At 69.4% G+C, this 23,969-nt stretch carries 22 protein-coding genes and 1 pseudogene; 6 read left to right on the plus strand and 17 right to left on the minus strand.

The window, feature by feature from the left end; translation table 11 throughout:
- Nucleotide 1 precedes the first annotated feature (1 nt).
- Complete coding sequence (locus ACWCOV_RS24095; protein WP_449831550.1) at nt 2-2,752, minus strand: alpha-glucuronidase family glycosyl hydrolase; 2,751 nt, start codon at nt 2,750-2,752, stop codon at nt 2-4.
- 164 nt (nt 2,753-2,916) lie between these two features.
- Here ACWCOV_RS24095 and ACWCOV_RS24100 point away from each other — a divergent pair, with 164 nt between their 5' ends.
- The 3 genes from ACWCOV_RS24100 to ACWCOV_RS24110 all read left to right on the plus strand — a co-directional run bounded on the left by ACWCOV_RS24100 (nt 2,917) and on the right by ACWCOV_RS24110 (nt 5,473).
- Entirely contained in the window at nt 2,917-3,912 is a 996-nt protein-coding gene (locus ACWCOV_RS24100) for a LacI family DNA-binding transcriptional regulator (RefSeq protein ID WP_449831551.1), read from the plus strand.
- Nucleotides 3,913-3,989: 77 nt separating this feature from the next.
- Nucleotides 3,990-4,445: a YcxB family protein gene (locus tag ACWCOV_RS24105; protein WP_449831552.1), complete on the plus strand. Its 456-nt coding sequence runs from the start codon at nt 3,990-3,992 to the stop codon at nt 4,443-4,445.
- Nucleotides 4,446-4,486: 41 nt separating this feature from the next.
- Nucleotides 4,487-5,473 carry a GNAT family N-acetyltransferase gene (locus tag ACWCOV_RS24110; protein WP_449831553.1) on the plus strand — a complete coding sequence of 329 codons (987 nt, stop codon included), beginning with the start codon at nt 4,487-4,489 and terminating at the stop codon, nt 5,471-5,473.
- On the opposite strand, the gene ACWCOV_RS24115 is transcribed toward ACWCOV_RS24110, so the two are convergent.
- A complete protein-coding gene (locus tag ACWCOV_RS24115; RefSeq protein ID WP_449831554.1) occupies nt 5,470-5,799 on the minus strand; it encodes a hypothetical protein in 330 nt (109 codons plus the stop codon). The two genes, ACWCOV_RS24110 and ACWCOV_RS24115, sit on opposite strands and share 4 nt — an antisense overlap.
- Nucleotides 5,800-5,953: 154 nt before the next feature.
- Between ACWCOV_RS24115 and ACWCOV_RS24120 the strand changes: the two genes are divergently transcribed.
- Nucleotides 5,954-7,885 carry a TIGR03960 family B12-binding radical SAM protein gene (locus tag ACWCOV_RS24120; RefSeq protein ID WP_449831555.1) on the plus strand — a complete coding sequence of 644 codons (1,932 nt, stop codon included), beginning with the start codon at nt 5,954-5,956 and terminating at the stop codon, nt 7,883-7,885.
- A 285-nt stretch (nt 7,886-8,170) separates the two neighbouring features.
- Here ACWCOV_RS24120 and ACWCOV_RS24125 read toward each other — a convergent pair.
- The 5 genes and pseudogenes from ACWCOV_RS24125 to pcaD form a co-directional block, all read right to left on the minus strand.
- Nucleotides 8,171-8,317, minus strand: a pseudogene (locus ACWCOV_RS24125) (HAD-IA family hydrolase); the annotation flags it as partial.
- A gap of 34 nt (nt 8,318-8,351) precedes the next feature.
- The gene (locus ACWCOV_RS24130) at nt 8,352-9,683 is read right to left on the minus strand and encodes a M20/M25/M40 family metallo-hydrolase (protein WP_449831556.1); all 1,332 of its coding nucleotides are present in this window, start codon (nt 9,681-9,683) and stop codon (nt 8,352-8,354) included.
- Between the two features lie 19 nt (nt 9,684-9,702).
- The gene (locus ACWCOV_RS24135) at nt 9,703-9,981 is read right to left on the minus strand and encodes a hypothetical protein (protein WP_449831557.1); all 279 of its coding nucleotides are present in this window, start codon (nt 9,979-9,981) and stop codon (nt 9,703-9,705) included.
- Nucleotides 9,982-9,989: 8 nt separating this feature from the next.
- Nucleotides 9,990-12,335, minus strand: a complete 2,346-nt coding sequence (locus ACWCOV_RS24140; protein ID WP_449831558.1) for a M43 family zinc metalloprotease — start codon at nt 12,333-12,335, stop codon at nt 9,990-9,992.
- 290 nt (nt 12,336-12,625) lie between these two features.
- The gene (pcaD, locus tag ACWCOV_RS24145; RefSeq protein ID WP_449831559.1) at nt 12,626-13,369 is read right to left on the minus strand and encodes a 3-oxoadipate enol-lactonase; all 744 of its coding nucleotides are present in this window, start codon (nt 13,367-13,369) and stop codon (nt 12,626-12,628) included.
- Nucleotides 13,370-13,404: 35 nt separating this feature from the next.
- Here pcaD and ACWCOV_RS24150 point away from each other — a divergent pair, with 35 nt between their 5' ends.
- Nucleotides 13,405-14,358 (plus strand): asparaginase, encoded by a 954-nt coding sequence (locus ACWCOV_RS24150; RefSeq protein WP_449831560.1) that lies wholly within the window; start codon nt 13,405-13,407, stop codon nt 14,356-14,358.
- Here the strand turns inward: ACWCOV_RS24150 and ACWCOV_RS24155 are convergent, their stop codons facing one another.
- Entirely contained in the window at nt 14,359-14,769 is a 411-nt protein-coding gene (locus ACWCOV_RS24155; protein ID WP_449831561.1) for a DUF2000 domain-containing protein, read from the minus strand. It lies immediately after the preceding gene.
- A 79-nt stretch (nt 14,770-14,848) separates the two neighbouring features.
- Between ACWCOV_RS24155 and ACWCOV_RS24160 the strand changes: the two genes are divergently transcribed.
- Nucleotides 14,849-15,307, plus strand: coding sequence for an Lrp/AsnC family transcriptional regulator (locus tag ACWCOV_RS24160; protein WP_449831562.1), 459 nt, complete (start codon nt 14,849-14,851; stop codon nt 15,305-15,307).
- Here the strand turns inward: ACWCOV_RS24160 and ACWCOV_RS24165 are convergent.
- The 9 genes from ACWCOV_RS24165 to ndk all read right to left on the minus strand — a co-directional run bounded on the left by ACWCOV_RS24165 (nt 15,293) and on the right by ndk (nt 23,950).
- Nucleotides 15,293-16,180 (minus strand): sigma-70 family RNA polymerase sigma factor, encoded by an 888-nt coding sequence (locus ACWCOV_RS24165; protein ID WP_449831563.1) that lies wholly within the window; start codon nt 16,178-16,180, stop codon nt 15,293-15,295. The genes ACWCOV_RS24160 and ACWCOV_RS24165 overlap by 15 nt on opposite strands.
- Nucleotides 16,129-16,560: a carboxymuconolactone decarboxylase family protein gene (locus tag ACWCOV_RS24170; protein WP_449831564.1), complete on the minus strand. Its 432-nt coding sequence runs from the start codon at nt 16,558-16,560 to the stop codon at nt 16,129-16,131. The genes ACWCOV_RS24165 and ACWCOV_RS24170 overlap by 52 nt, the downstream gene beginning before the upstream one ends.
- 67 nt (nt 16,561-16,627) lie before the next feature.
- Complete coding sequence (locus tag ACWCOV_RS24175) at nt 16,628-17,395, minus strand: hypothetical protein (RefSeq protein ID WP_449831565.1); 768 nt, start codon at nt 17,393-17,395, stop codon at nt 16,628-16,630.
- 109 nt (nt 17,396-17,504) lie between these two features.
- Complete coding sequence (gene rodA / locus ACWCOV_RS24180) at nt 17,505-18,671, minus strand: rod shape-determining protein RodA (RefSeq protein WP_449831566.1); 1,167 nt, start codon at nt 18,669-18,671, stop codon at nt 17,505-17,507.
- A 60-nt stretch (nt 18,672-18,731) separates the two neighbouring features.
- Entirely contained in the window at nt 18,732-20,789 is a 2,058-nt protein-coding gene (gene mrdA / locus ACWCOV_RS24185) for a penicillin-binding protein 2 (protein ID WP_449831567.1), read from the minus strand.
- Between the two features lie 43 nt (nt 20,790-20,832).
- Entirely contained in the window at nt 20,833-21,375 is a 543-nt protein-coding gene (mreD, locus tag ACWCOV_RS24190) for a rod shape-determining protein MreD (protein WP_449831568.1), read from the minus strand.
- A gap of 1 nt (nt 21,376) precedes the next feature.
- Nucleotides 21,377-22,342 carry a rod shape-determining protein MreC gene (gene mreC, locus ACWCOV_RS24195; RefSeq protein ID WP_449831569.1) on the minus strand — a complete coding sequence of 322 codons (966 nt, stop codon included), beginning with the start codon at nt 22,340-22,342 and terminating at the stop codon, nt 21,377-21,379.
- Nucleotides 22,343-22,352: 10 nt separating this feature from the next.
- Nucleotides 22,353-23,381 carry a rod shape-determining protein MreB gene (locus ACWCOV_RS24200; protein WP_442914065.1) on the minus strand — a complete coding sequence of 343 codons (1,029 nt, stop codon included), beginning with the start codon at nt 23,379-23,381 and terminating at the stop codon, nt 22,353-22,355.
- Between the two features lie 158 nt (nt 23,382-23,539).
- The gene (ndk, locus tag ACWCOV_RS24205) at nt 23,540-23,950 is read right to left on the minus strand and encodes a nucleoside-diphosphate kinase (RefSeq protein ID WP_360519614.1); all 411 of its coding nucleotides are present in this window, start codon (nt 23,948-23,950) and stop codon (nt 23,540-23,542) included.
- Nucleotides 23,951-23,969: the final 19 nt, after the last annotated feature.

Raw genomic sequence — 23,969 nt, forward strand, 5'->3', positions numbered from 1 at the left:
CCTACAGCAGCACCAGTGCGGTCAGGTGCCAGTGCTGGTTGGGGATGCTGGTTAGCTCCAGGTCGACTTCGCCGGCGGTGAGGGTGAGCTTGAGCCAGGTGTACTGGCCGCCGAGGAGAAACTGGCTTTGGCCGAGTAGTTTGCCGTTGGAGTGGATGAACGTCGGCCAGCTGTCCACGTTGGCGTCGCCGATCAGGAGGTAGGCGTCAGCGCCGCCGGGCGGGACCTGGATCCGCAGGGTGCGGGCGCGGGTGTCGTTGACGAAGTCCCGGCGCAGGACGTCGAGCCGGGCGCGGTCGCGCGACTGTGGCCCGGTGCCGACCCAACCGAAGCCTCGTGCCGGGTCCCAGCGGTCCGACGGCGACAGCCGTTGGTAGCCCTGGAGGACCGGGCTTGTCGGCGAGCCGGCGTCCAGCGCGAGCCGGCACTGCGAACCATCCGGCGTCACGATCACCGGAGTCCGCGTGCCGAGCACCGGCAGCTCCCCTGCGGAGGCAGCGATGTCGATGCTGGTGATCTGCGGCGTGAGCGGTGGCGTGACGGGTACGTCGCAGGGCACGAACTCGCGGGACGGGATCGTGACCGTGGTCGCTTCGCTGGTCCAATCGGCCACCCGCGCGGTCAGCTCCACCTGCTGTGGTGAGGCGTTGCCTGCCGTGAGTCGCAGCAGGTTCGCCGTCCCACCCAGCAGCAGTCCGTCGCCTGCTTGTCGTACTTGGGCCCAAGAGCGGGACTGATCCAGGACGCGGCCGGCCTCGAAGTAGTAGCTGACGATCGAGTCTCGCCACAGCGTGGACTGGATCGCCTGCTGGTCGAAGCGTTCCAGCGTGGTGGCGTACCGGCTGCGGTCGATGCGGGGTTGCAGGGAGCGCCAGAGGTCGCGTAGGCGGTGCGCGTTGTCGCGGCCTTGCCAGTGGGTGTCGTAGATGTGCTGGATCACGGTCTTGCCGGAGTGCAGGCGATGGCCGTACGGGACGTGGTGCAGAAACAGCAGCAGCTCGTCCGGGCAGTCGGCGAGCGACTCGTACTGCTGCGCGACCGGCGGGTGGTAGTGCCCGGTGTACCCGACCCCGGTCGCCACCGTGCGGTCGAAGCCAGTGCCCTCTGCGTCGGCCCGGTTCCACGGCCGGTTGGTGTCCGGGCTGGGCGTGAAGTGGTCGCCCGCGATCATGAAGCCAACCCCGAGCGGCGAGGTGTAGTCCTCGTAGATCTTGCGGGACCCGAGCAGCATGCCGGTCAGCGTTCGTACCAGTCGATCGTCGTCGCCGAACGTCATCCGGACCCACTCCTCGGCGACGTCGGCCGCCTTCAGCGCCGGGTTCCAGGCGAGCCGGGCATAGCCGTGGGTGTTGGCGGCGGCCAGCGGATGCCTTGTCCAGTTGCGATCCGAGCCGAAGTTCATCACCCCGGCGGATCCGTCGACGATGCGCGCGACCGTCGTACCCGGGCCGTCTGCGTGGGTGTCGAAGTCGTAGACCTCCTTCCACTGCGGCACGAGGTAACAGAGGTGCGTCGACTGGCCCGTGTACTCCTGGGTGATCTGGAGCTCGGTCATCACCCGCGTCCGTGGCATCGCACCGAACAACGGGTGCACCGGCTCCCGGACCTGGAAGTCGATCGGCCCGTTCTTGATCTGTACGACGACATTCGCGGCGAACTGCCCGTCGAGCGGCTGGAACGTCTTGTACGCCTTGCTCGCCCAGGTCGTCGGGTCGAAGTCGTGGATGAACGCGCGCCACATCACGATGCCGCCGTACGGCCGGACTGCGTCGGCAAGCAGGTTCGCGCCGTCGGCGTGGGTCCGGCCGTAGCTGATCGGCCCGGGCTGTCCCTCGGAGTCGGCCTTCACCAGGAAGCCCCCGAGGTCCGGGATCAGGTCGTAGATCTCGCGAGCCTTGTCCCGCCACCACTGCTGCACGAGGGCGTCGAAGGGGTCAGCGGTCGGTAGACCGCCGAGCACGATCGGGCACGCGAAGTTTGCGGACAGGTAGAGCGAGACACCCCATTCCCGCAGGACAGCCGCCAGGCCTTGGAGCTTCGTGAGCATGTCGGTCGAGAGGAACGCCGGGTTCGCGTTCACGTTGTTGACGACCGTGCCGTTGATGCCGACCGAGGCGAGGGTCCGGGCGTAGGCGAGGTCACGCGGGCCGGTGTTCGGCAGCGCGTCCCACTGGAAGATCGAGTCGCCGGCGTAGCCGCGTTCCACGCTGCGGTCGAGGTTGTCCCAGTGGTTGACCAGGCGGAGCGTGTTGGCCGGGCGTTCGTGGATGTCGAGGTGGGTGATCCGGCGCTGGGTCTGGAGCAGTCGCAGCAGGTGGAAGGCGCCGTACAGGACGCCGCGTTGGCCTTCGCTCGCGATGACGATGGCGTTGTTGTGCGTGCGGATGACGTAGCCCTCTGGCCCGAGGCGTTTGTCCACGAACTTGGCGACGTACGGCGAGGTGTCCGGCGTGCCGATGATGACCGCGCCGTCGTGTTGCGGCCGGGTGTGGTGCGAGACCGTGCGGCTGGTGAGGGCCGAAAGCCCTTGCACGAGTTCGGAAACGGCCGTGTCCCGCTGGGGTGCGACGACGTGGGTCAGGGTACGGCGGTACTCGTGCAGCCGACCTGGTCCAACCTTCCGGTAGCGGAGCCAGAGCTCGTGACCGTCCTCGTCGGGAAGACCGCCGGCTGACGCGGTCAACGGATCGAGCAGGCTGCCTGCCAGCACCGCACCACTGGTCAGCAGCAACTGTCGCCGGGTGAACTCCATGCTGACGTCCTTTCGTCGAGGACCGCTCAGGAACCGGTTCCTGAACCTAGGCTTCCGAGTACCTGCCGTCAAGGGCGGGATTTCGATTTCTTCCGCATGGACCTGCGGCGTCGCAGCGGATTGGTCTACGATTCCGGGGAACCGGTTCCTGATGGGAGGTGCGTATGCGGCGGACCAGGCAGGTGACGATCCTCAGCGTGGCCGCGGCGGCCGGGGTCTCGAAGTCGACCGTGTCCCGGGTCATGAACGACACCCCGAACGTCGATCCGCAGATCGTGACCCGGGTGCGCGACGCCGCCGCCCGCCTCGGCTACCGGCCCAGCGGCACGGCGCAGAACCTGTCCCGCGGCCGGACCGGGATCGTCGGCGTGCTCGTCCCCGACCTGGCCAACCCGCTGTTCGCGACGATCCTGAAGGGCATCTCCGCCGAGGCCGAGCAGGACGGCTACCGCACCCTCGTCGCCGACGCGAACGAGCAGCCGGGCGAGGAGCTCCGCCACCTGCACGAGCTGGCCCGGCAGAGCGACGGCCTGATCCTGTGCGGTCCCCGGATGAGTACGGCGGACCTGGCCGGCCTGGCCGAGCTCGACGTACCGATCGTCCTCGTCAACCGCAAGCCGGCGCGCAGCCTGTTCCCGTCGGTGACTGTGGACAGCAAGGAGGCGGTGGCTGAGCTGTGCGCGCATCTCGACGCCTTCGGCCACACCAAGCTGTGCTACCTCGCCGGCCCGTCCCACGCGGCGGCGGAGGCTGATCGCTGGTCGGCGTTGCAGGGCTCGATCGGGAGCCGGAGCAAGCTGTTCCGGGTGCCGGCCGGCGCGATGCTGGACGACGGTCACGCGGCGGCCGAGGCGGCGCTCGAGACCGGCGCCACCTGCCTGATCGGCTTCAACGACCTGGTCGCCCTCGGCGCGGTCGCCAGGCTGCAGGAGCTCGGCATCAGCGTCCCGGACCAGATCTCGGTCGCCGGCTTCGACGACATCGTCTACGCCCGCTTCACTTCCCCCGGCCTGACCACGGTCGCCATGCCCCAAACCGAGTTCGGCCAGGAGGCCTGGCGCCTCCTCTCCCCCTACCTCCAGTCCCGCAAGGCCCGCCGCACCCGCACCCTCACAGCCCACCTGATCATCCGCGGCAGCACCGGCCCACGCCCCACCTGAAGGCTGTCGGCGCCCGGACTGGCTGCTGTACAGTGCACCGGCCCGGTCGAGCGGCCAGGCTTGGGGAGGACATCGAAATGAACATCGTGGTTCCGGTCGAGCTGACGCTGGCACGACGGCTGCGGAACACCCGCGTGCAGCTCCGGTGGTTCGCCTGGCTGCTCCGGGCGGCCGGCCTGGTCTTCCTGGCGATGGCCGTCGCGAACTCACCGATCGACCTCGGGTCCTTGGTCCTGGCGGTGTTCTACCTGTTCCTCCCGGAGCTGATGGGCGTCTTCCGGCACCTGATGGGCAGAAGGTTCGGGCGCACCTACACGTACACCTTCACCGAGGAACAGATCGCGATCCGGACCGCGATCACCAATCTCGAGCTCCCGTGGTCGGCGGTGAAGTCCGTCCGGCAGCGCGGGAACGCCTGGACGATCCGGCTGCCCCCCGCTGGTGGCTTCGCGATCCTGAAGGACGAGCTCACCCCGGAGCAGGCCGCGGAGTGGCAGGCATTCCTGGCCGGGCGTGTGCCGGCGCGAGCCTGAATTCGGAGGCGGTGGCAGGTCGGGCGGCGTAGGGTCGGCCGATGCGGATTGTCATGGTTGACGGGCGGGATGCCGACGTCTTCAAGCGGTTCTTCGAGGTGCGGGAGGCGGTCCGCCGGGAGGAGCTCGAGTTTCCGGTCGGGATGGGGCTCGAGGAGGCTCGGGTGCTGATGGCCGGGCAGCACTCCGACGTACGCGCCGACGGCCTCGGGCTGGTCGACGGCGACAGCTGGCTCGGGATCGCCTGGCTCGACTGGTGGTTGCTCGGCAACACCGACACGGTCGATGTCGAGATCGCCGTCGACCGGTCGCACCGGCGGCGTGGCGTCGCGACGCGCCTGCTGGATGCAGTGATCGAGCGCGCCCGGGCCGACGGCCGGCGCGTCCTGTCCGGCTTCGACCTGACCGGCGATCCGATCACCGGAGAGAGCGCGGGTACGGCGTTCGCCGCAGCGCGCGGGTTCGTCCGCAAGCACGCGGAGCTGCACCAGGTGCTCGAGCTACCGCTGCCCGACGACCAGCTTCGCACCTCGGCGCCGGACGGCTACGAGCTCCTGCAGTGGCGCGAGCACACACCCGAAGAATGGATCGAGCAGTTCGCCGCGCTGCTCAGCGGGATGGCCGAGGACGTCCCGACCGGTGACCGCACGGTCGAAGCGATCCGGTGGACGCCTGCGCTCGTGCGGGAAGCCGACGAACGCCGGATCGCGCAGGGCCGCTTCACCTACACGACCGCCGCCGTCCACACCGACTCCGGCGAGCTCGCGGCGTACACACAGATGGGTGGGACGCCGGCGACCCCGGGCCGCCTCAACCAGTACGACACCTACGTCCGGCGCTCGCACCGCGGTCGCAGCCTCGGCATCGCGGTCAAGGCACCGAACCTGCGCGCGATCCAGGCGGACTTGGCCGAGCCTGCCGTCCTGCACACCTGGAACGCTCCGGAGAACGCCCCGATGATCGCAGTCAACGACAAGCTCGGCTTCCGCCCGGTCGCTCAGCGCACCATGTGGGAGCTGACCCTCTAGGGCTTGTACTCGAAGGTCTCCTGCGTTGTCGTGCCGGACTTGTACTGGCGTGGCGGGCGAGTCTCGGCATCGAAGGCCTGCCCCCAGTCGGTCCCGGGTTCGAGGTACTGGTTCAGCCGGCCGGGCAGCTCGACCTCGGCACCGATCGGCATCACCCGCCGCTTGAGGCCGTCGAAGAACTGGCCGCGATGGGTGTCGATGAGGCCGTAGAGGTACGGACTGGCGTTCAGCGTTCCGTTGGCGGCCAGCTTGCCCAGGTAGGAGACGAGGAAGGCGGTGAACTCGTCGCCGCGACGGTCCCCGATCCGGCCGAGTAGGATCGGCATCCATCGTCTCTTCCGCGCGTTTGTCCCCTTCGTCGTCGCTGGTTCACTGTCTGTATGTCCGGCGGCACAGCGCGCATCTCACGCTCGATTCCGGCGTACGGCGGCTGCGGCGTTAACCTGGTAGGCGCTCTGATCCGCTGACCGGAAGTTTGGGATGACTGTCGAATCGCTGTTCCCGCGCCTGGAGGCGTTGCTGCCGCAGGTGCAGAAGCCGATCCAGTACGTCGGCGGTGAGCTGAACTCGGTCAGCAAGGACTGGGACTCGGCGAGTGTCCGGTGGGCGCTGATGTACCCGGACGCCTACGAGGTCGGGCTGCCCAACCAGGGCGTGCAGATCCTCTACGAGGTGCTGAACGAGCGCGACCACATCCTGGCCGAGCGGACCTACTCGGTCTGGCCGGACATGGAGAAGGTGATGCGGGACAACGACATCCCGCAGTTCACCCTGGACAGCCACCGGCCGGTCCGGGCGTTCGACGTGTTCGGGCTGTCGTTCTCGACCGAGCTCGGCTACACGAACATGCTGACCGCGCTCGACCTGGCCGGCATCCCGCTGTACGCCGCCGACCGGACCGACGAGGACCCGATCGTGCTGGCCGGCGGGCACGCCGCGTTCAACCCGGAACCGATCGCCGACTTCATCGACGCCGCCGTACTCGGTGACGGCGAGGAGATCGTGCTGGCCATCTCGGAGGTGATCCGGGAGTGGAAGGACGAGGGCTCCCCGGGCGGGCGCGACGAGGTGCTGATGCGGCTGGCCGCGTCCGGCGGTGTCTACATCCCGAAGTTCTTCACCGTCGAGTACCTGGCCGACGGCCGGATCAAGCGGGTCGCGCCGAACCGTCCCGGCGTACCGTGGCGGACGGCCAAGCACACCGTGATGGATCTGGACGCCTGGCCGTACCCGAAGAAGCCGCTGGTCCCGCTGGCCGAAACCGTGCACGAGCGGTACTCGGTGGAGATCTTCCGCGGCTGCACCCGCGGCTGCCGGTTCTGCCAGGCCGGCATGATCACCCGGCCAGTGCGCGAGCGCAGCATCACCACGATCGGCGACATGGTCGAGAACGGGCTGAAGCAGTCCGGGTTCGAGGAGGTCGGGCTGCTCAGCCTGTCGTCCGCCGACCACAGCGAGATCGCCGACGTGGCCAAGGGCCTGGGCGACCGGTACGAGGGCAGCAACGTGTCCCTGTCGTTGCCTTCGACAAGGGTCGACGCGTTCAACATCACGCTGGCCAACGAGTTCTCCCGCAACGGCCGGCGCAGCGGGCTGACCTTCGCCCCGGAGGGCGGGTCGGACCGGATGCGCAAGGTGATCAACAAGATGGTCACCGAGGAGGACCTGATCCGGACCGTCGCGGCGGCCTACAGCCACGGTTGGCGGCAGGTGAAGCTGTACTTCATGTGCGGCCTGCCGACCGAGACCGACGAGGACGTGCTGGCGATCGCGGACCTGGCCAAGAAGGTGATCGCGACCGGTCGCGAGGCGGCCGGCCGGCGGGACATCCGCTGCACGGTGTCGATCGGCGGGTTCGTGCCGAAGCCGCACACGCCGTTCCAGTGGGCCGCCCAGCTCGGCGCCGAGGAGACCGACGCGCGGCTGTCGAAGCTCGCGGCCGCGATCCGCTCGGACAAGAACTACGCGAAGGCGATCGGCTTCCGGTACCACGACGGCAAGCCCGGCATCATCGAGGGCCTGCTGTCCCGCGGCGACCGCCGGGTCGGCCGGGTGATCGAGCAGGTCTGGCGCGACGGCGGCCGGTTCGACGGCTGGAGCGAGCACTTCTCCTTCGACCGCTGGGTCGCGGCGACCAAGAAGGCGCTGGCCGGCGAGCCCGTCGACCTGGCCTGGTACACCACCCGCGAGCGCGAGTACGCCGAAGTGCTGCCGTGGGACCACCTCGACTCCGGCCTGGACCGCGACTGGCTCTGGGAGGACTGGCAGGACTCGCTCGAGGAGGACGGCGCGATCGAGGTCGAGGACTGCCGCTGGACCCCCTGCTTCGACTGCGGCGTCTGCCCGCAGATGGGCACCGAGATCCAGATCGGCCCGACCGGCAAGAAACTCCTCCCGCTCTCCGTCGTCTAACCACCCACCCCCGGCCACCCGCACCCCGCCACCCCCGCCCGCGCGTTCGAGGGGATATCCCCTCGAACGCCGGGTTCTCCCCTCCCAGAGCAGGGGAGAAGGCGCCGTTGCAGGGGATATCCCCTCGAACGCTCCGAGACGGGGGTGGTGCCTCGGGTTGGGGTCAGGTGTGGGGTGTCGAGGCCGCGTGGGGGAGGTGGGTGGGGGGAGCTGGTCTGCGCTGGTCTGGATCAGGTCGGCCGCCTGGACGTCGGCGGGGGCGTACGGGTTGGGGATGGCGACGGCGAACATGCCGGTTGCCTGGGCGGCCGCGATGTCGTAGGCGGTGTCCTCGACGGCGATGGCTTCGACGCTGGGTACGGCGAGGCGCTGGAGAGCGAGCTCGTAGATCGCCGGGTCCGGCTTGTGCGTCGCCGAGATCCACTCCCGGATCCCCCGGCCGGAAGTCCAGCTCCCGGTGCACGTGTCAGCTTAGGACGACACCTCCGAGGGACTCGAAGTCGTGCCAGGTTCCGTCGTAGGCCTTGTGGTGCATCGCCGAGTCCATGCCGACCGCGAAGACGTCGAGGCGGCCCGGTCCCCAGGTGACGACGGAGCCGGCGGGACGCGGCCGGGCGCGGGTCGTGACGGCCGGCTCGAGCCAGCCGGCCAGGGCGGCGACGTTCATCCGCAGGATCTCGGCGGCCAGCGACCAGTCGAGGAAGTTCAGCGTGTCGGTCGCGGTGTGGATGTGCCCGTTCGCGCTGTCCGCGCCCTCGATCGTCAGCAGCGCCGGGATCCCGGCGTTGATGAACGGCACGTGGTCGCTCGCGAACGGGTTCAGCGACGTCTCCACCTTCAGCCCCGTGTACGTCGCGGCCGCGGTCGCCAGGTCAGCCATCTGGCTCGACGACACCTGAGCGCCTTCCAGCAGCACCGTCGGCACCGCCGAGTTCTTGCTGGCGATCATGTCCATGTTCAGCACGGCGCGAATCCGGGCCCGCTCGGCCTGCGGCAGCGAAGCGACGTACTGCTTGCTGCCGAACAGCCCCTGCTCCTCGCCGCCGAACAGGATCAGCCGTACGTCGTGCCGCCACGACCGCGTCGACAACAGCCGGCCGAGCTCGAGCACACCGGCCGAACCGCTCCCGTTGTCGTCCGCACCGGGCGCGTTCGCGGCCGGACCGCCCGCCTGGTTCACCGAGTCGAGGTGCGCGGTGATGAGCACGACTCCCCCGCCACCGGTCCCGGGCCGGTCCCCGATCAGGTTCTGCGACTTCCCGGCCCCGACCGTGACCGTCGTCCGCGTCACTCCGTAGCCGAGGGCAACCATCCGGGCCGCGGCGAAGTCCACCGCGGTGGTGAACCCCGTACTGAGCGAGTGCCGCGTCGGCAGGCTCGCGAACCAGGTCAGATCGGCCTGGTACGACGTCGGCGACAACTCGGCCACCAGCGCCGCGACCGCGGGATCCACCCGGGCCGCGGACGGCGCCGCGACGTCGACGACCGTCGTACCTGCGCGCAGCGTCTCGACCCGCCAGCAGTTGTTCGACCTACGGCGCGGTCTGTCGGCGGCCGAGATCACCAGGTGCCGGCCGTGGTCGAGCAGCGGCTTCACCTCCGGGTAGTCGTGCTGGAAGCTCCCGCCCACCTGCGTGACCAGCAGCAGGCCGGGCGCGGTCCGCGAAGCACGGCCGAGGTGCTCGGACTGCGGGCACCACAGGATCGTGCGGTCGCCGAAACGCGCGGACTGCTGGGCGTCGGCCGCCTCGGGGGTCGGCACCACGAGATAGCGGACAGGGGTCGTCGTCTTGCTCATGCGTTCCTGCCAAGAAGAGTCAGTCGGACCAGATGATCTCGAGCCGGCCGGGCTCGGCCGTCACGATGCGGCCGGCGCCCTGCAGACCGCCGGTGATGCGGCCGCTGGCGTCCCAGCGGCCGTCCGGGCGGGCTTCGGGCGCGTCCCCGCGGCCGATCACCCACTCCACCAAGGTGCCGTCCGGGCGGAACTCCACCCCCCGCCGGCCCCGGGCCGGCGGGAAGGCGAAGTCGTCCGGGCGGTAGACGGTGATCCCGTCGTGGTCCTCCTCGAAGGAGTGCGTCCACCGCCCTTTCACGTGTCCGGTCAGCTCAGCACCACCTGTTCGATCGAGGCCGGGGTCTCGGGGACGGTCACCTTGAAGTCGCTGATGATGCCGCCGAGCGCCTCGTAGCCGGTGACCGACGGTCCCCAGGCCGAGCCGTCCCACCACTTGTGGTAGAGCTGCTTGTCGGTGCCGGTGACGAACACGTCGAGCCGGTTCGCGCCCCACGAGACCACGCGTGGCTCGTCGGTGCAGATGCCGCCCATGTACTCGTACCCGGTGACCGACGGTCCCCACGCGGACCCGTCCCACCACTTGTGGTACAGCGCGGAATCCGTGCCGAGTACGAACACGTCGAGCCGGTCGGTGTCCCACGAGACGACCGTCGGGGCCGTCGTACAGACACCGCCCATGTACTCCCAGCCCGACCAGGCCGAGCCGTCCCACCACTTGTGGTACAGCGCGGAGTCGGTGCCGATGACGAACATGTCCAGCCGGTTCTCGCCCCAGGCGACGACCCGCGGCGGCGAAGCGCAGACGCCGCCGAGGTACTCGTAGCCGTCCACCGACGGTCCCCAGTTCGAGCCGTCCCACCACTTGTGGTAGACCGCGTTGTCGGTGCCGAGCACGAAGACGTCGAGCCGGTTCTCGCCCCAGGCGACGACTTCGGGCGGGCTCATGCAGATCCCGCCGAGGTACTCGTACCCGGTCAGCGACGGTCCCCAGTTCGAGCCGTCGTACCACTTGTGGTAGAGCGCGCGGTCGGTGCCGAGCACGAACGCGTCCAGCCGGCCCGGTCCCCAGGTGGCCAGCCGCGGCGGGCTCATGCAGATGCCGCCCAGGTACTCGTACCCGGTGACCGACGGTCCCCAGTTCGAGCCGTCCCACCACTTGTGGTAGAGCGCGTGGTCGGTGCCGAGGACGAACGCGTCCAGCCGGTCCGGCCCCCAGGACGCGACTTCAGGAGCACTCATGCAGATACCACCCATGTATTCGTAACCGCTGACGGACGGTCCCCAGGACGACCCGTCCCACCACTTGTGATACATCGCCAGATCGGTGCCGAGCACGAACGCGTCCAGCCGGTTCGCGCCCCACGCCACCACCGAGCCCGCCGGTTCCGGCGTCGCCCCGGCACCGGCCGTGCCGGCGATCAGGCTCGACCGCACGGTGTCCAGGCAGGCCTCCATCCGGGCCACCTGGTCGTCGGTGAACATCACCATGCCGCGGTCGTCGGTGTAGTCCATGTAGTCGTAGAACAGGTCGCCGTTCGGCCCGTTGCTGCAGGTCACGTGCGGGAACGTCGGCACGCCGAAGTTCGGGCCGGCCTGGTTCGGGGTGTCGGCGACCTCGTCGCTGCCGCTGCAGCCGGTGCCGTCGTCGCCCCAGATGTGGAACAGGTTCAGGTAGTGCCCGACCTCGTGGGTCGTCGTGCGGCCCAGGTCGAACGGCGCGGCCGCCGTACCGTTGGTGCCGAACCCGCTGTGCAGGATGACGACGCCGTCGGTGTCGGCCGGGCCGCCGGGGAACTGCGCGTACCCGAGCAGGCCACCGCTGAGCTGGCAGACCCAGATGTTCAGGTACCGGTCGGTCGGCCACGGGTCGTGCCCGCCGGTGGCGGACGACTTGACCTTGTCGTCGGAGCCGAAGCCGTCGACCGTCGTCTGGGTCCGGGTGACACCGGTGGTCGGGTTGCCGTCCGGGTCCTTGGTGGCCAGGTAGAACTCGATCCGCGCGTCCGCGATCAGGCCGGTGAACGCCGCCGGCACGATGTTGAGGTCGGCGTTGGTGGCCCGGAAGTCGTGGTTCAGCACGTCGATCTGGCTGTCGATCTGGGCCTGCGAGATGTTCTGCGCCGCGGTCTTCCAGATCACGTGCACGACGCAGGGAATCCGCGCTATACCGGCAAAACGTTCCTGGCGGGAGACGTACTGCGTCGTCGCGTTCTCGAGTGCGGACCGCGCGGCGGCGTACTCGGGTGAGGTGGACAGCAGTCTGCGGTGCACGTCCATCACACCGCACTGCCGCCTGCTCGGAGTCTCGGTCTGCCCGTCCGTGCCGCTCATACCTGCACCACCGGCTCCGGCTCCGCCGCCCATCCCGGCACCGCCCGCCTGACCGCCACCGCTCATCCCGGCGCCACCGGCCTGGCCGCCGCCGCTCATCCCGGCCGCGCCACCACCTGCTCCAGCACCTGCTCCGCCGCTCATCCCGGCCGGCATGTCACCGGCGCCGCCCGACCCACTCGTGGACATCCGGCCCCCACCGGGCATCCCGTTGGCCTGCGGCATCCCGTTGCCGGCCGGACCGGCCGCCGGTGCCTCCCCAGGCATCCGGTAGTCGTCGTCGCGGTGCTTGTCCGCTCTCCCGTTGGCCTTCCTCGGCATCTCTCCCCCTTCCCGCGGGGGCGAACGAGCAGGTCGGGATCAGCGCGATCCCGGACCGAAAAGGTTTTCCCCCAGACCCGCCCCTCGATCGAAGACGGTCCTACCCGCCTTCCCCCACCGAACAGCCTGCCCCCAAGTCACTGCTCTGCGTTTACCTTCCACCCAGGGCGCCCGCCCAGACAAGCCTTCGCCTCGAGGCAGTGAACTTTCCCGCGAACACCCAACGCCCGTTGGAGAATTGCTTGAACAGTCAAGAGGAGCTCTGGCGCTGCGGACCAGGTACGCAGACGTCAGCTCAAGTGGGCCAGCAGGAGCGGGTTGATCGTGTCGGGGTGCGAGTAGGTGACCAGGTGGGCGGCGTTCTCGATGATCTCGAGGTGGGCGCCGGGGATGGCCGAGGCCAGCGGGATGACGGTCTCGGGTGGGATCGAGGTGTCCTGCTCGGCGGTGACCAGCAGGACGGGCGCCGTGATGTCGCCGAGCTTGCCGCGCAGGTCCGTCGTACCGAGCGCCTCGCAGCAGGCGGCGTACCCCTCGTCGGGAGTGTCGAGAAGCTGCTGCCGCACCTCGTCGGTGTCGGTGAAGTCGGACAGGAACCAGCGCTCCAGGGTGGCGTCGGCGATCGCCTGGGTGCCTTCGGCGCGCACGGTGGCGGCTCGCTCGGTCCACATCTGGGCGTTGTCGGCCGGGCTGCACGGCGGGCACAGCAGCGCGAAGCGGTGGAAGCGGTCGGGCGCGTTCTCGGCCAGCCACAGACCGACTGCGCCGCCGAGCGAGATCCCGACGTACGACGCCTGGTCGACGCCGAGTGTGTCGAGCAGTTCGAGTACGTCGCCGCCGAGGTCGTCGATCGTGTACGGCCCGGCCGGCGCCTCGGACTCCCCGTGTCCACGGTGGTCGAAGGCGACCACCCGGAACCGCTCCGACAGGACGCCGACCTGCGGGGCCCACATCGCGTGCGTCGTCCCGAGCGAGGAGCCGAGCAGAACCACGGGCGCGTCGTCGGGACCGGTCTCTGCATAGTTGAGTCGCATAGGCCCACCCTACGGACGCTGCTACTCTCCGCGGCATGACTCAGGGTGTGCCGGGCCTGGAATCTGTGGGCGAGCTGGCGACGGTGGCGCGCGGCGGCTTCGTGGAGAGCCGCCACTTCGGGATCGCGGTCGCGGTCGATCCCGCCGGTACGCCGATCGCCGCCGTCGGGGACGTGGACGCGGTGGTGCTGCCCCGGTCCACGACGAAGCCGCTGCAGGCCGTCGGGTGCATCGTGGCCGGCGCGTCGCTCGAAGGTGCCGAGGCCGCGATCGCGTCCGGCAGCCACACCGGCGAGGACCGGCACGTCGCGGTCGTCGACCGGATGCTGGCGCGGGCCGGCCTCGACCGTGGCGCGCTCGGCTGCCCGCCGGACCTGCCCGAGGACCCGGACACCCGGAACCGACTGGTTGCCGCGGGCATCGGTCCGTCCCGGGTCCTGATGAACTGCTCGGGCAAGCACACGGCAATGCTCACCGCCGCCGACGACCCGGCCGGCTACCTGGATCCGTCCAGCCGGGTGCAGAAGACGATCACCGCCGAGATCGAACGGCTGACCGGGGCCACCACCGGAGTGGTCACCGTGGACGGTTGCGGCGCACCGCTGGTCGGCGTACCACTTCGCAACCTGGCGCTCAGCTTCAGCCGCCTCGCCACAGCACCATCCGGTACGCCGGAACACGTTGTCGCAGCGGCGATGCGCCAGTACCCGGAGTTCGTCGGCGGCCGCGGTCACCAGAACACGCTCGTGATGCAGCAGCTCCCCGGCGTCATCGCCAAGGGCGGCGCGGAAGGTGTGATCGCCATGGCCACCCCGGACGGTCACGCGGTTGCGGTCAAGGTGATCGACGGCAGTCCCCGAGCCACGACGGCGCTCGGCCTGATGCTCCTGCACAAGTGCGGCGTGGATGTGTCGGCGGCCGCCGACCTGCTAAAGGTCCCCGTCCTCGGCGGCGGCGAACCCGTAGGCCGCATCGAGCTGCAGCTCTAGCTAGCGGTAGAGCGCGAGCGCGCCGGTCAGCGAGTCGACGGCAGCGCGAGGGCCGAACAAGCCGAGGCCCAGGTACTCGACATCTTCGGCCTTGGTGCCGCTCAACGTCGCGGACATCTGCTCGTAGGTCCGGGCCCGCTGGGCGATCTGGTTCATGTCGTGCACGGTCACGCCGTCCCGGGCCGCGGCCTGGGCGCGGAGCTCGTGCAGTTGCTCGGCGGAGGCCCGCAGTACCGGAATCGGGTGCGCGCACATCCCGGTGTGGGGATTTCCCGAGGCGTCCTCGGTGTCCGGGCCGACCACGTCCTCGTGGTGGTGGCCGAGGGCGACGCCCAGCAACGCGGCGGTGTTCAGGGCGACGCCGACCGGCGCCTCGGCCGCGATGACCACGACCAGCTTGTTCGTCAGCACGGGCATCAAGCTAGCCGGTTGGCCAGGGATGTGGACGGTCGACCGAACATCGTTCGGCGGATCTGCCAAACTTCCTGTCATGGACGAACTTGATACGGCGCTGCTGCGGATCCTGCAGAACGACGCGCGCCGGACCAACCGGGACATGGCGGCCGAGCTCGGCATCGCCCCGTCCACCTGTCTGGAGCGCATCCGCGGCCTCCGCGACCGCGGGGTGATCAGCGGCTACCACGCCGAGGTCGACCTGCGGGCGATCGACCGCTCCACCCAGGCGATCATCTCGATCAAGCTCCGCCCGCAGGCGATGGCGGTGGCGACCGCGTTCCAGAACTACGTCAACCAGCTGCCCGAGACACTCGCGATGTTCATGGTCTCCGGCGCGTCCGATTTCCTGGCCCACGTGGCGGTCAAGGACACCCAGGCGCTTCGCGACCTGGTCCTGGCGCTCGCCAAGCGACAGGAGATCGCCGACATCCGCAGCTCGGTCGTCTTCGAGCACCATCGCCGTACGACGGTGATGCCCCTACCCGAGCGCTGACAGCTTCTCGGGGTTCGCCTGGATCCGGACGGCAGCGACCTGGTGGCCGTCGAACTCCAGGTGCAGGACGTGCCGGAGTCCCGGGACCCGGACATCCAGCGCCGGCCCGGTCACGAGGTCGAGCGGTACGACGCTGACGTCGTCGCGGGCGTAGACCCGGGCGAGGAACTGCGCGACCTGCTCGCGTCCGACCACCGGCTTCCGGGCGATCCGGGGCTTGCCGCCGCCGTCGCTCCACTCGGTCACCGACTCCTTGAGCATCGCCTCGAGCCGGGGCAGGTCCCCGTCCCGGGCGGCCGCGACGAAGTCGAGCAGCAGCCGCTGCTGCTCGACCGGCGTCGGCTCGAACTTCGGCCGTTCCCGATCCAGCGCCTTCACGGCCCGGTTGTGCAGTTGCCGGCAATCCTCCGCCGACCGATCCAGGATCTCCGCGATCTCGTCGTACGGGAGCACGAACGCGGTCCGCAGTACGTAGACCGCGCGCTGCGGCGGAGTGAGCCGCTCCATCAGGTGCAGTACGGCGATCGACAGATCCGACGTGTCGACCGAGCTGAACGGATCCGACGGCACCGGCTCCGGCAGCCACTCCCCGACGTAGCTCTCCCGCCGCGCCTGCCGGGTCCGCAGTACGTCGACGCCGAGCCGCGTCACCACCCTCGTGAGGTAGCGACGCGGCTCATGCACGTCGGCTCGGTCGACGCCGGACCACCGCAGGTACGCCTCCTGCAGCACGTCCTCAGCGTCCTGCCAGCTCCCGAGCAGCCGGTAGGCGAGGCTCCCGAGCATCCCGCGCGCCGACTGGAACTCGTCCAGGGCGCCGGTCAAGCGGCGAGCACCGGCTGCTTCCTGCTCGTGATCGTCAAACGGTTCCACAGGTTGATGGTGCCAATCGCAAGGAGCACGTTCGCAGCCCCCTCCTCCCCGAACTGCTCGACCGCGCCGTCCCACACCTCATCGGGCACGCCGCCCTGTCCGAGGTGCGTGACCGCATCCGTGAGGGCCAGGGCCGCGCGTTCGCGCTCGTCGTAGAAGGAGGACTCACGCCAGGCCGCCAGGCCGAACAGGCGTTGCGAGCTCTCACCGTCCTTCAGGGCGTCCGTGGTGTGCATGTCCACGCAGAACGCGCACTCGTTGACCATCGAGGCGCGCACCTTGATCAGGGCGAGCACCGAGTGGTCGAGCGCGCCCTGCACATACTTCTCCAGGCCGAACACGGCTCGGAAGCCGGCCGGCACGACCTTGCTGAGGTCCATTCGTTGTTCCATGCCGGCACGACGGTTTCGTGGCGGCCTGGCGTGACAGTTCCGGGTGTGACGCCGCTCACGAGCCCTTCTTGAGCACCTGCTGTGCCTTGGACACCGCGGCTTCGGTCGCCCCCTCGAGCTCGCCGTCCTGACCGGCGAGCAGCGTGACCGAGACGACGACGTCCTCGACGCCCGTGGTGGCGGCGGTGAACTCCAGGCCGCGACGCGAGCCCGAGGTCGCGGTGAGGCGGAACGCGAACGGGTCGGCGCCGAACTGCGGCGCCTCGATCTCCTCGACCTCCATCGAGTAGCTGCCCTGGCCGATCTTCATCGTCACCTTCGGGCAGGAGGTGACGGCCTTCTTGTACGCGTGCTGCAGGTAGGCGACCTCGGCACTGTTGCCCATCGCATCGAGTCCGAAGTCGATGAAGGTCCCTTCCTGGCCGGCCGAGAACGACCGGTGCGTGGTGGCCTTCGCGCCCGGCGCTTCGCTGGCGTTGAGGAACCTGACCAGCGTCTCGCACTTGCTGCTCGCCGACGAGAACGGCTTCTCGGCGTCCCCGGCCGGGTCCTCCTTCTCGGGCTGGTAGCCGTCGGGAAGGTCCGCCTGTTCGAGCAGCGCCTTGGCGAGCTCGGCCGACGTGCGCTTCACCGTGCCGGTCGCCGTGGGCGTCTCCGGTGCGGGTGTCGTGACCGGCGTACTCGGAGCAGGCGTGGATTGGGCGGCAGCGTCGTCCGTGTCGTCGCCACCGCAGGCGGCGAGCGACAGGCTGAGGGCGGTGACGAGCACAAGCGGAAACGGCACGAACCCGCGGCGCCGGCGGCGCGCGTTCAGCAAAGTCATGGGGCCTTCCAGAACCTCGAGGGCCGGGCGGGCCCACCGGTGGCCGAGCAGGCAGCAGCGTACCTGACACGTCAGGTCGATCCGCCGGACCCTCGCCGCGGGCGTGGCGCTAGTAACGGTGTGAGCGGAGGTGGATGTTCTGGAGCAGACCAATGGCCAGCAAACAGGCGAACAGCGACGAGCCGCCGTACGAGACGAACGGCAACGGCAGGCCGGTCACCGGCATGATGCCGAGCGTCATGCCGATGTTCTCGAAGGCCTGGAAGGCGAACCAGCACACGATGCCGGTCGCGACCAGCCGGCCGAAGGCGTCCCGGGCGTTGATCGCGATCCGCAACCCGCGGAACAGCACGATCGCGAACAGCACGATGATCGCGCCGGCCCCGATCAGCCCGAGTTCCTCCCCCGCGACGGTGAAGACGAAGTCGGTGTGCTGCTCGGGGACGAACGCGTTCTGCGTCTGCCCGCCGTGGAACAGCCCCTGGCCGAACACCCCGCCGTTGCCGATCGCGATGCGCGCCTGGTTCACGTTGTAGCCGATGCCCTGCGGGTCCTGCGACGGATCTGCGAACGCGATGAACCGGGCCAGCTGGTAGTCCTTCAGCACCTGCAACTTGATCGCCAGCGCCGCCACCACCACGCCGGCGGTGACCAGCCCGAGCATCCAGCGTTTCGGCACACCCGACACCGCGATGATCCCGAACATGATCGACCCGAGCACCATCACCGTGCCCAGGTCGGGCTGCAGCATCACCAGCACCACCGGGACGGCGGCGACCGCGATCGCCTGCGCGACGTCGATCGTCCGGGCCGTCTCGCGGTGGTCGGTCTCGCCCTTCTCGGCGATCAGCAACGCCATCCCGACGATCACCGCGAGCTTGGCGAACTCACTCGGCTGGATCGACAGCCAGGGAAGCTGGATCCACGACCGTGAACCGTTGATCACGGCGCCGACCCCGGGCACCAGGACGAGGATCAGACCGACGATCGAAGCGGCGTACAGGACCGGGGCGAGGATGCGGACCCGGCGGTGGTCGGTGACGGCGGCAAGGATCGCGAGCACCGAGCCGATGGCGAAGTTCAGCGCGTGCCGGAGCAGGAAGGCGTACTGGTTCCCGTCGGTCAGCGACGTCCGGCCGTGGGTCGCGGACCAGATCAGCATCGCGCCGATCGTGGACAACGCGACCACGCCCAGCACGAGCACCCAGTCCACGTGCCAGACCGTCGACCGCCGGTCCATCCGCGGCCTGGTCCGGATCGGAGTCAGCAGCGCCATGACCGCGACCTCCCCGCGGCCCGGCCGGACCCGGCGTTGACCCCACGGCCGGCTCCGGGGCTACTCATTGCTCGGCTTCTGCTGCTCGGCGGGCGGGGTCGGCTTGATGTTGTAGAGGGTTTCGTAGATCTTCCGGACCGCGTCACCACCGGCGCCCGAACCCGTTCCGGCCTGGCTGATCATCATCACCACTGCGTAGCGGTCGGTGTACGACGCCATCCACGAGGTGGTCTGCTTGCCGTAGACCTCCGCCGTCCCCGTCTTGGCCCGGATCTGCACCTGGTCGACCGGGAACCCGGCGAACTTCCAGGCCGCCGTACCGGTCTTGACCGTCTCCTTCAGGGACCGGTCGATGTAGCGCAGGTTGGACGACGACACCGGCAGCTTCGCCTTCGCCGTCGGCTTGATCTCGTGCGCCTTGCCGTTCGCGCCGATCCAGGACTGCACGACGCGCGGCTCGTACAGCGTGCCGCCGTTGGACAGCGCCGAGTAGACCGTCGCCAGCTGGAGCGGGGTGACCGTGGTGTCGCCCTGGCCGATCGCGAAGTTCACCGCGTCACCGGCGCGGTACCGGTAGCCGTCGGCGCAGAACTCGCGGGAGAACTGCTTCAGGAACGCCGACGTCCCGGCCGGCGGGTTGTCCGCGAGCTTGCAGTAGTAGTCCTTCTGCGAGTCGTAGTACTCCTTCTTCCACTTGCGGTCCGCGATCCGGCCGCTGACCTCGCCGGGCAGGTCGATGCCGGTCGGCTTGCCGAGGCCGAACTTCTGCGCCATCTCGACCAGCGGGTCCCGGGTGTTCACGTCGCTGGAGTTGCCGCCCTCCTTCAGCCAGAGCGCGTACGCGATCCGGTAGAAGAACGTGTCACACGACAGCGACAGCGCCTGGTCGAACCCGATCATCCCGTAGGACGCGGACTCGTAGTTCTTGAACCGGCGGTTGCCGACCTCGAAGTACGAGGAGCAGTCCAGCCGGGTCTTGGTGCTGTACCCGGCGCTCATCGCGGCCGCGGTCGTGATCGGCTTGAACGTCGACCCCGGCGCGAGCTGCCCTTGCAGCGCGCGGGAGACCAGCGGAGTGCCGGACTTCGAGGAGTACAACGCGTCCAGCTCGCGCTGGGTGATCCCGCCGACCCAGACGCCCGGGTCGTACGTCGGGTAGCTGGCCATCGCCACGATCCGGCCGGTCTTGGTGTCCATCACCACGGCGGCACCGGAGTCGGCGACGTACTTGCGCTTGGTGATCTTGTCGTACTGCTTCCGTGCAGTCAGGATCGCGTTGCGCAGCTGGGCCTCGACCGACGCCTGGATGCGCGCGTCGATCGTGGTCACCAGCGTGGCGCCAGGCACCGGCGCGGTCTGCTTCTCGACGCCGGTCGTGTACCCGACCGCGTCGACGATGACGTCCTTCACGCCCGGCGCACCGCGCAGGAGCTTGTCGTACGAGCGTTCCACGCCGGCGCGACCGACCAGGTCGGAGCGGTGCGGGACCGAGTCGCCGCCGGACTTCTCGATGTCGTCGAGCTCTTCGGTCGTGATCGGTGACAGGTAACCGAGGATGTGGGCCGCGTTCACCTTGTACGGCGCCGGATACGCGCGCAGCGCTTGCGACTCGGCGGCGACGCCCGGGAAGTCCTCGCGGCGTTCCATCACCTCGATCGCGACCTGCTCGCTGACGTCCTTCGCGACCGGGATCGGCTGGTACGGCGTGCCGTTCCAGCAGGCCGGCGGCTTCGACGCGCCGGGCTCGCCGCACAGCATCGTCCGGGCCTTGAGGTCCTTCGGCTTCTGGCCGAGCACCTTCGCCAGGCGGGCGATCACCACGTTCTGCTGGCTCTCGGGGAGCTTCGCCATCACCGAGCGGTCGACGGTGATGACCAGCGACACCCGGTTGCCGACCAGCGTGCGGCCCTTCGAGTCCACGATCGTCCCGCGTGGCGCCGGCACCAGCACCTGCCGCGTGTGCTGCTGTGTGGCGGCCTGGGTGTAGTCGTCGCTGGACATCACCTGCATGTACCAGAGCCGCGCGAACAACGTGCAGAACAAGGAGAAAACCAGCACCCCGATCACAAACAACCTCAACCGGGCTTTGAGCGGGGCTTCGAAGCCGTCGAAGCTCACAGTTCACCCCCGCTCGTTGCAGGGGAAGAGGATGGAGGGGTGCTCATGACAGCACCCGGCGGCGTTCTCTCGGAGCGACGAGGCGGCCCATGACCCACATGACCAGTGGGATCACCACGATCGCGCCGACCACGTCGTACCCGGCGGCGATCCCGAGCCGGACGCCGAACTCACCCCAGTCGACCGACGGATCGTGCAGCAGCGACCCGGTGGCGCAGTAGATGAACAACGACAACGTGGCCCCGAGCACGACCGTCGCCGCGACGATCAACGGCCCGACCGGTCCGACCGGCCCGGTCGATGTCTCCCGCCGGATCAGCCCGGCCACGTACCCGGCGATCGCCAGCGCCAGCGCCCACCGCCCGGCCGTGTGATCGGCCGGCGGTACGACGTCCAGCAGCAGACCACCCGTGAACCCGGCGATCGCACCCCACTCCGGCCCGCGGGACAACGCCAGCGCGATCACCACGATCAGCACCAGGTCACAGGTGACCCCGGCGACCGCGATGTTCGACAGCACGGACGTCTGCACGGTGACGGCAACCATCAGGAACAGGGCTGCCAACCCGATGCGTAAGGCAATCACGTCAGTTCCCCTTTCCTTGTGTCGTTGTCGTCGTCGGCTTCAGTGGTGTGCGCGGCGTGCGGGCCGGCGGACCGGTCACCACGCCCACGGTGTCGATCCGGGTCGGATCGACGTACGGCTTGACGGTCGCCGTGGACCCGAGCGCTCCCTGGTTCGGCGTCACCGAGGTGACCACGCCGATCGGCACTCCCGGCACGTACGGCGCGTTGCCGCTCGAGCCCCAGGTGACGATCCGGTCCCCGACCTTCGGCCTGGCCTTGAGGTCGACCAGCTTGTAGTCGAGGGTGCCGCCGACCTCGCCCCGGCCGGAGACGAAGCCGAGCGCCATCGAGGCGTTCAGCCGGCCGCCGACGGTCGAGCTGCGGTCGCCGATCAGCAGCACGGTCGCGGTCGCCTGGGTGGTGCGCACCACCCGGCCGACCAGGCCGTCCCCGTTCAGCACGGTCATGTCGACGTGCACGCCGTCCGCCGTGCCGGCGTCGAGGGTGACCGTGTGGTTGAAGCTCTGCGCGCTGCCGATCCCGATCACCCGGGCAGGGGTCATCGTGTACGCCGGCGCGAGCTTGAGCAGCCGGTCCAGCTCGGCCGCCCGGCCGCGGGCGTAGTCGGTGGTGTTCAGGTCCTGGTGGAGCTTCTCGTTCTCACTCTTCAGTTTTTCGTTCTCGGCCTTCAACCTATCCATTTCCGCGAACCGGTCGCGGAGGTTGTCCACAGGCTGCCGGGCCGAGCTCGCGGTCGACTCCAGCGGGCCGAACACGCTCGCCGCGGCCTGCCGCAGCGGGTCCACCGGCGAGCCGGCCGAGCGCCGGGCGTCGAGCACGATCAATGTGAAGCACGCCAGGACCACCAGCACCAGCACGGTCCGCCGCCGGCGCACCGAGCTGGGGGTGCCGGCCGAGCGCAGCGGCGCCTCGCCGGCCGAGCGGAAGGCGCTCCGAGCCGTCGGAGTGCCGAGGTCTTTGAGCATCGGTGGAACCTCAGCGTCGGTTGTCGGTGACCAGGATGCGGTTGAGGGTCTCGATGTTGTCGACGCACTTGCCGGCGCCGAGCACGACGGCGTCCAGCGGGTTCTCCGCGACGTGGATCGGGATGCCGGTCTCGTGCCGCAGCCGCTCGTCCATCCCCTTCAGCAGCGCGCCGCCGCCGGTCAGCACGATGCCGCGGTCGACGATGTCACCGGCCAGCTCGGGCGGGGTCTTGTCCAGCGTCGCCTTGACCGCGTCGACGATCGCGGTGATCGGCTCCTCGATCGCCTGCCGGATGTTCGACGAGGACACCTTCACGGTGCGCGGCAGGCCGGACACCATGTCCCGGCCGCGGATCTCGCTGTCCGGCCCGTCGGTGGTCGGGAACGCCGACCCGATGGTCATCTTGATCTGCTCGGAGGTGGCCTCCCCGAGCATCAGCGAGTACTCCTTCTTGCAGTAGTTCACGACCGCCTTGTCGATGGCGTCGCCGGCCACCCGGATCGACTGGCTGGTGACGATGCCGCCGAACGAGATGACCGCGACCTCCGTCGTACCGCCGCCGATGTCGACGACCATGTTGCCGGTGGCGTCGCGGACCTCGAGGTTGGAGCCGAGCGCGGCGGCCATCGGCTCCTCGATGATGTAGACCTTCCGGGCGCCGGCCATGTACCCGGCGTCGCGGACCGCGCGCTGCTCGACCGCGGTGATCCCGGACGGCACGCAGACCACGATCCGCGGTTTGGCGAAGTACCGGCGCCGGTGCACCCGCTGGATGAAGTAGCGCAGCATCTGCTCGGCGGCGTCGAAGTCCGCGATCACGCCGTCCTTGAGCGGCCGGATCGCGGTGATGTTGCCCGGCGTCCGGCCGATCATCTTCTTCGCCTCGTGCCCGAACGCGACCGCCTCCCGGGGCTCGTCGGTCCGGGTCGCGACCACCGACGGCTCGTTCAGAACCACCCCGCGGCCACGCACGTAGACCAGGGTGTTCGCCGTACCGAGGTCGACCGCCATGTCGCGGCCGAGCATGCTGTTCGCCATCGAGGCGCCTCCCGCTCGATCCGGTTTTCAGGCTAAGCGCGCGACCACCGTCGCCGACGCATCGACACGGGCCCGGCTCCGGATCACCAGGTCGCGTACGCATCGTATCCGACCGAACACCTGCGGATATGCCGGGGTGAGCGGCCGGAGAGCGGGAATCAGGGCAGGTCGGGGAACCAGATCTTGATCTCGCGGGCGGCCGACTCCTCGGAGTCGGAGCCATGCACCAGGTTCTCCCGGTTGGACAGCGACAGGTCGCCGCGGATGGTGCCGGGGGCGGCCTTGCGACCGTCGGTGGCGCCGTTCAGGGCCCGGACCACCTCGATCGCCTCGTCGCCCTCGAGCACCAGGGCGACCAGCGGGCCGCTGGTGACGAAGGCGCGCAGCGGCGGGTAGAAGTCGCGTTCGACATGCTCCGCGTAGTGCTGGTCGGCCAGGTCGCCGTCGATCGCGCGCAGGTCCATCGCGACGATCCGGAGCCCCTTGGCCTCGAACCGGCCGAGCACCTCCCCGACCAGGCCACGGCGTACCGTGTCGGGCTTCAGCAGGACCAGGGTGCGCTGCGACATCAGTCAGACTCTCTCTCGA

The sequence above is a fragment of the Kribbella sp. NPDC002412 genome (genome assembly GCF_053592935.1).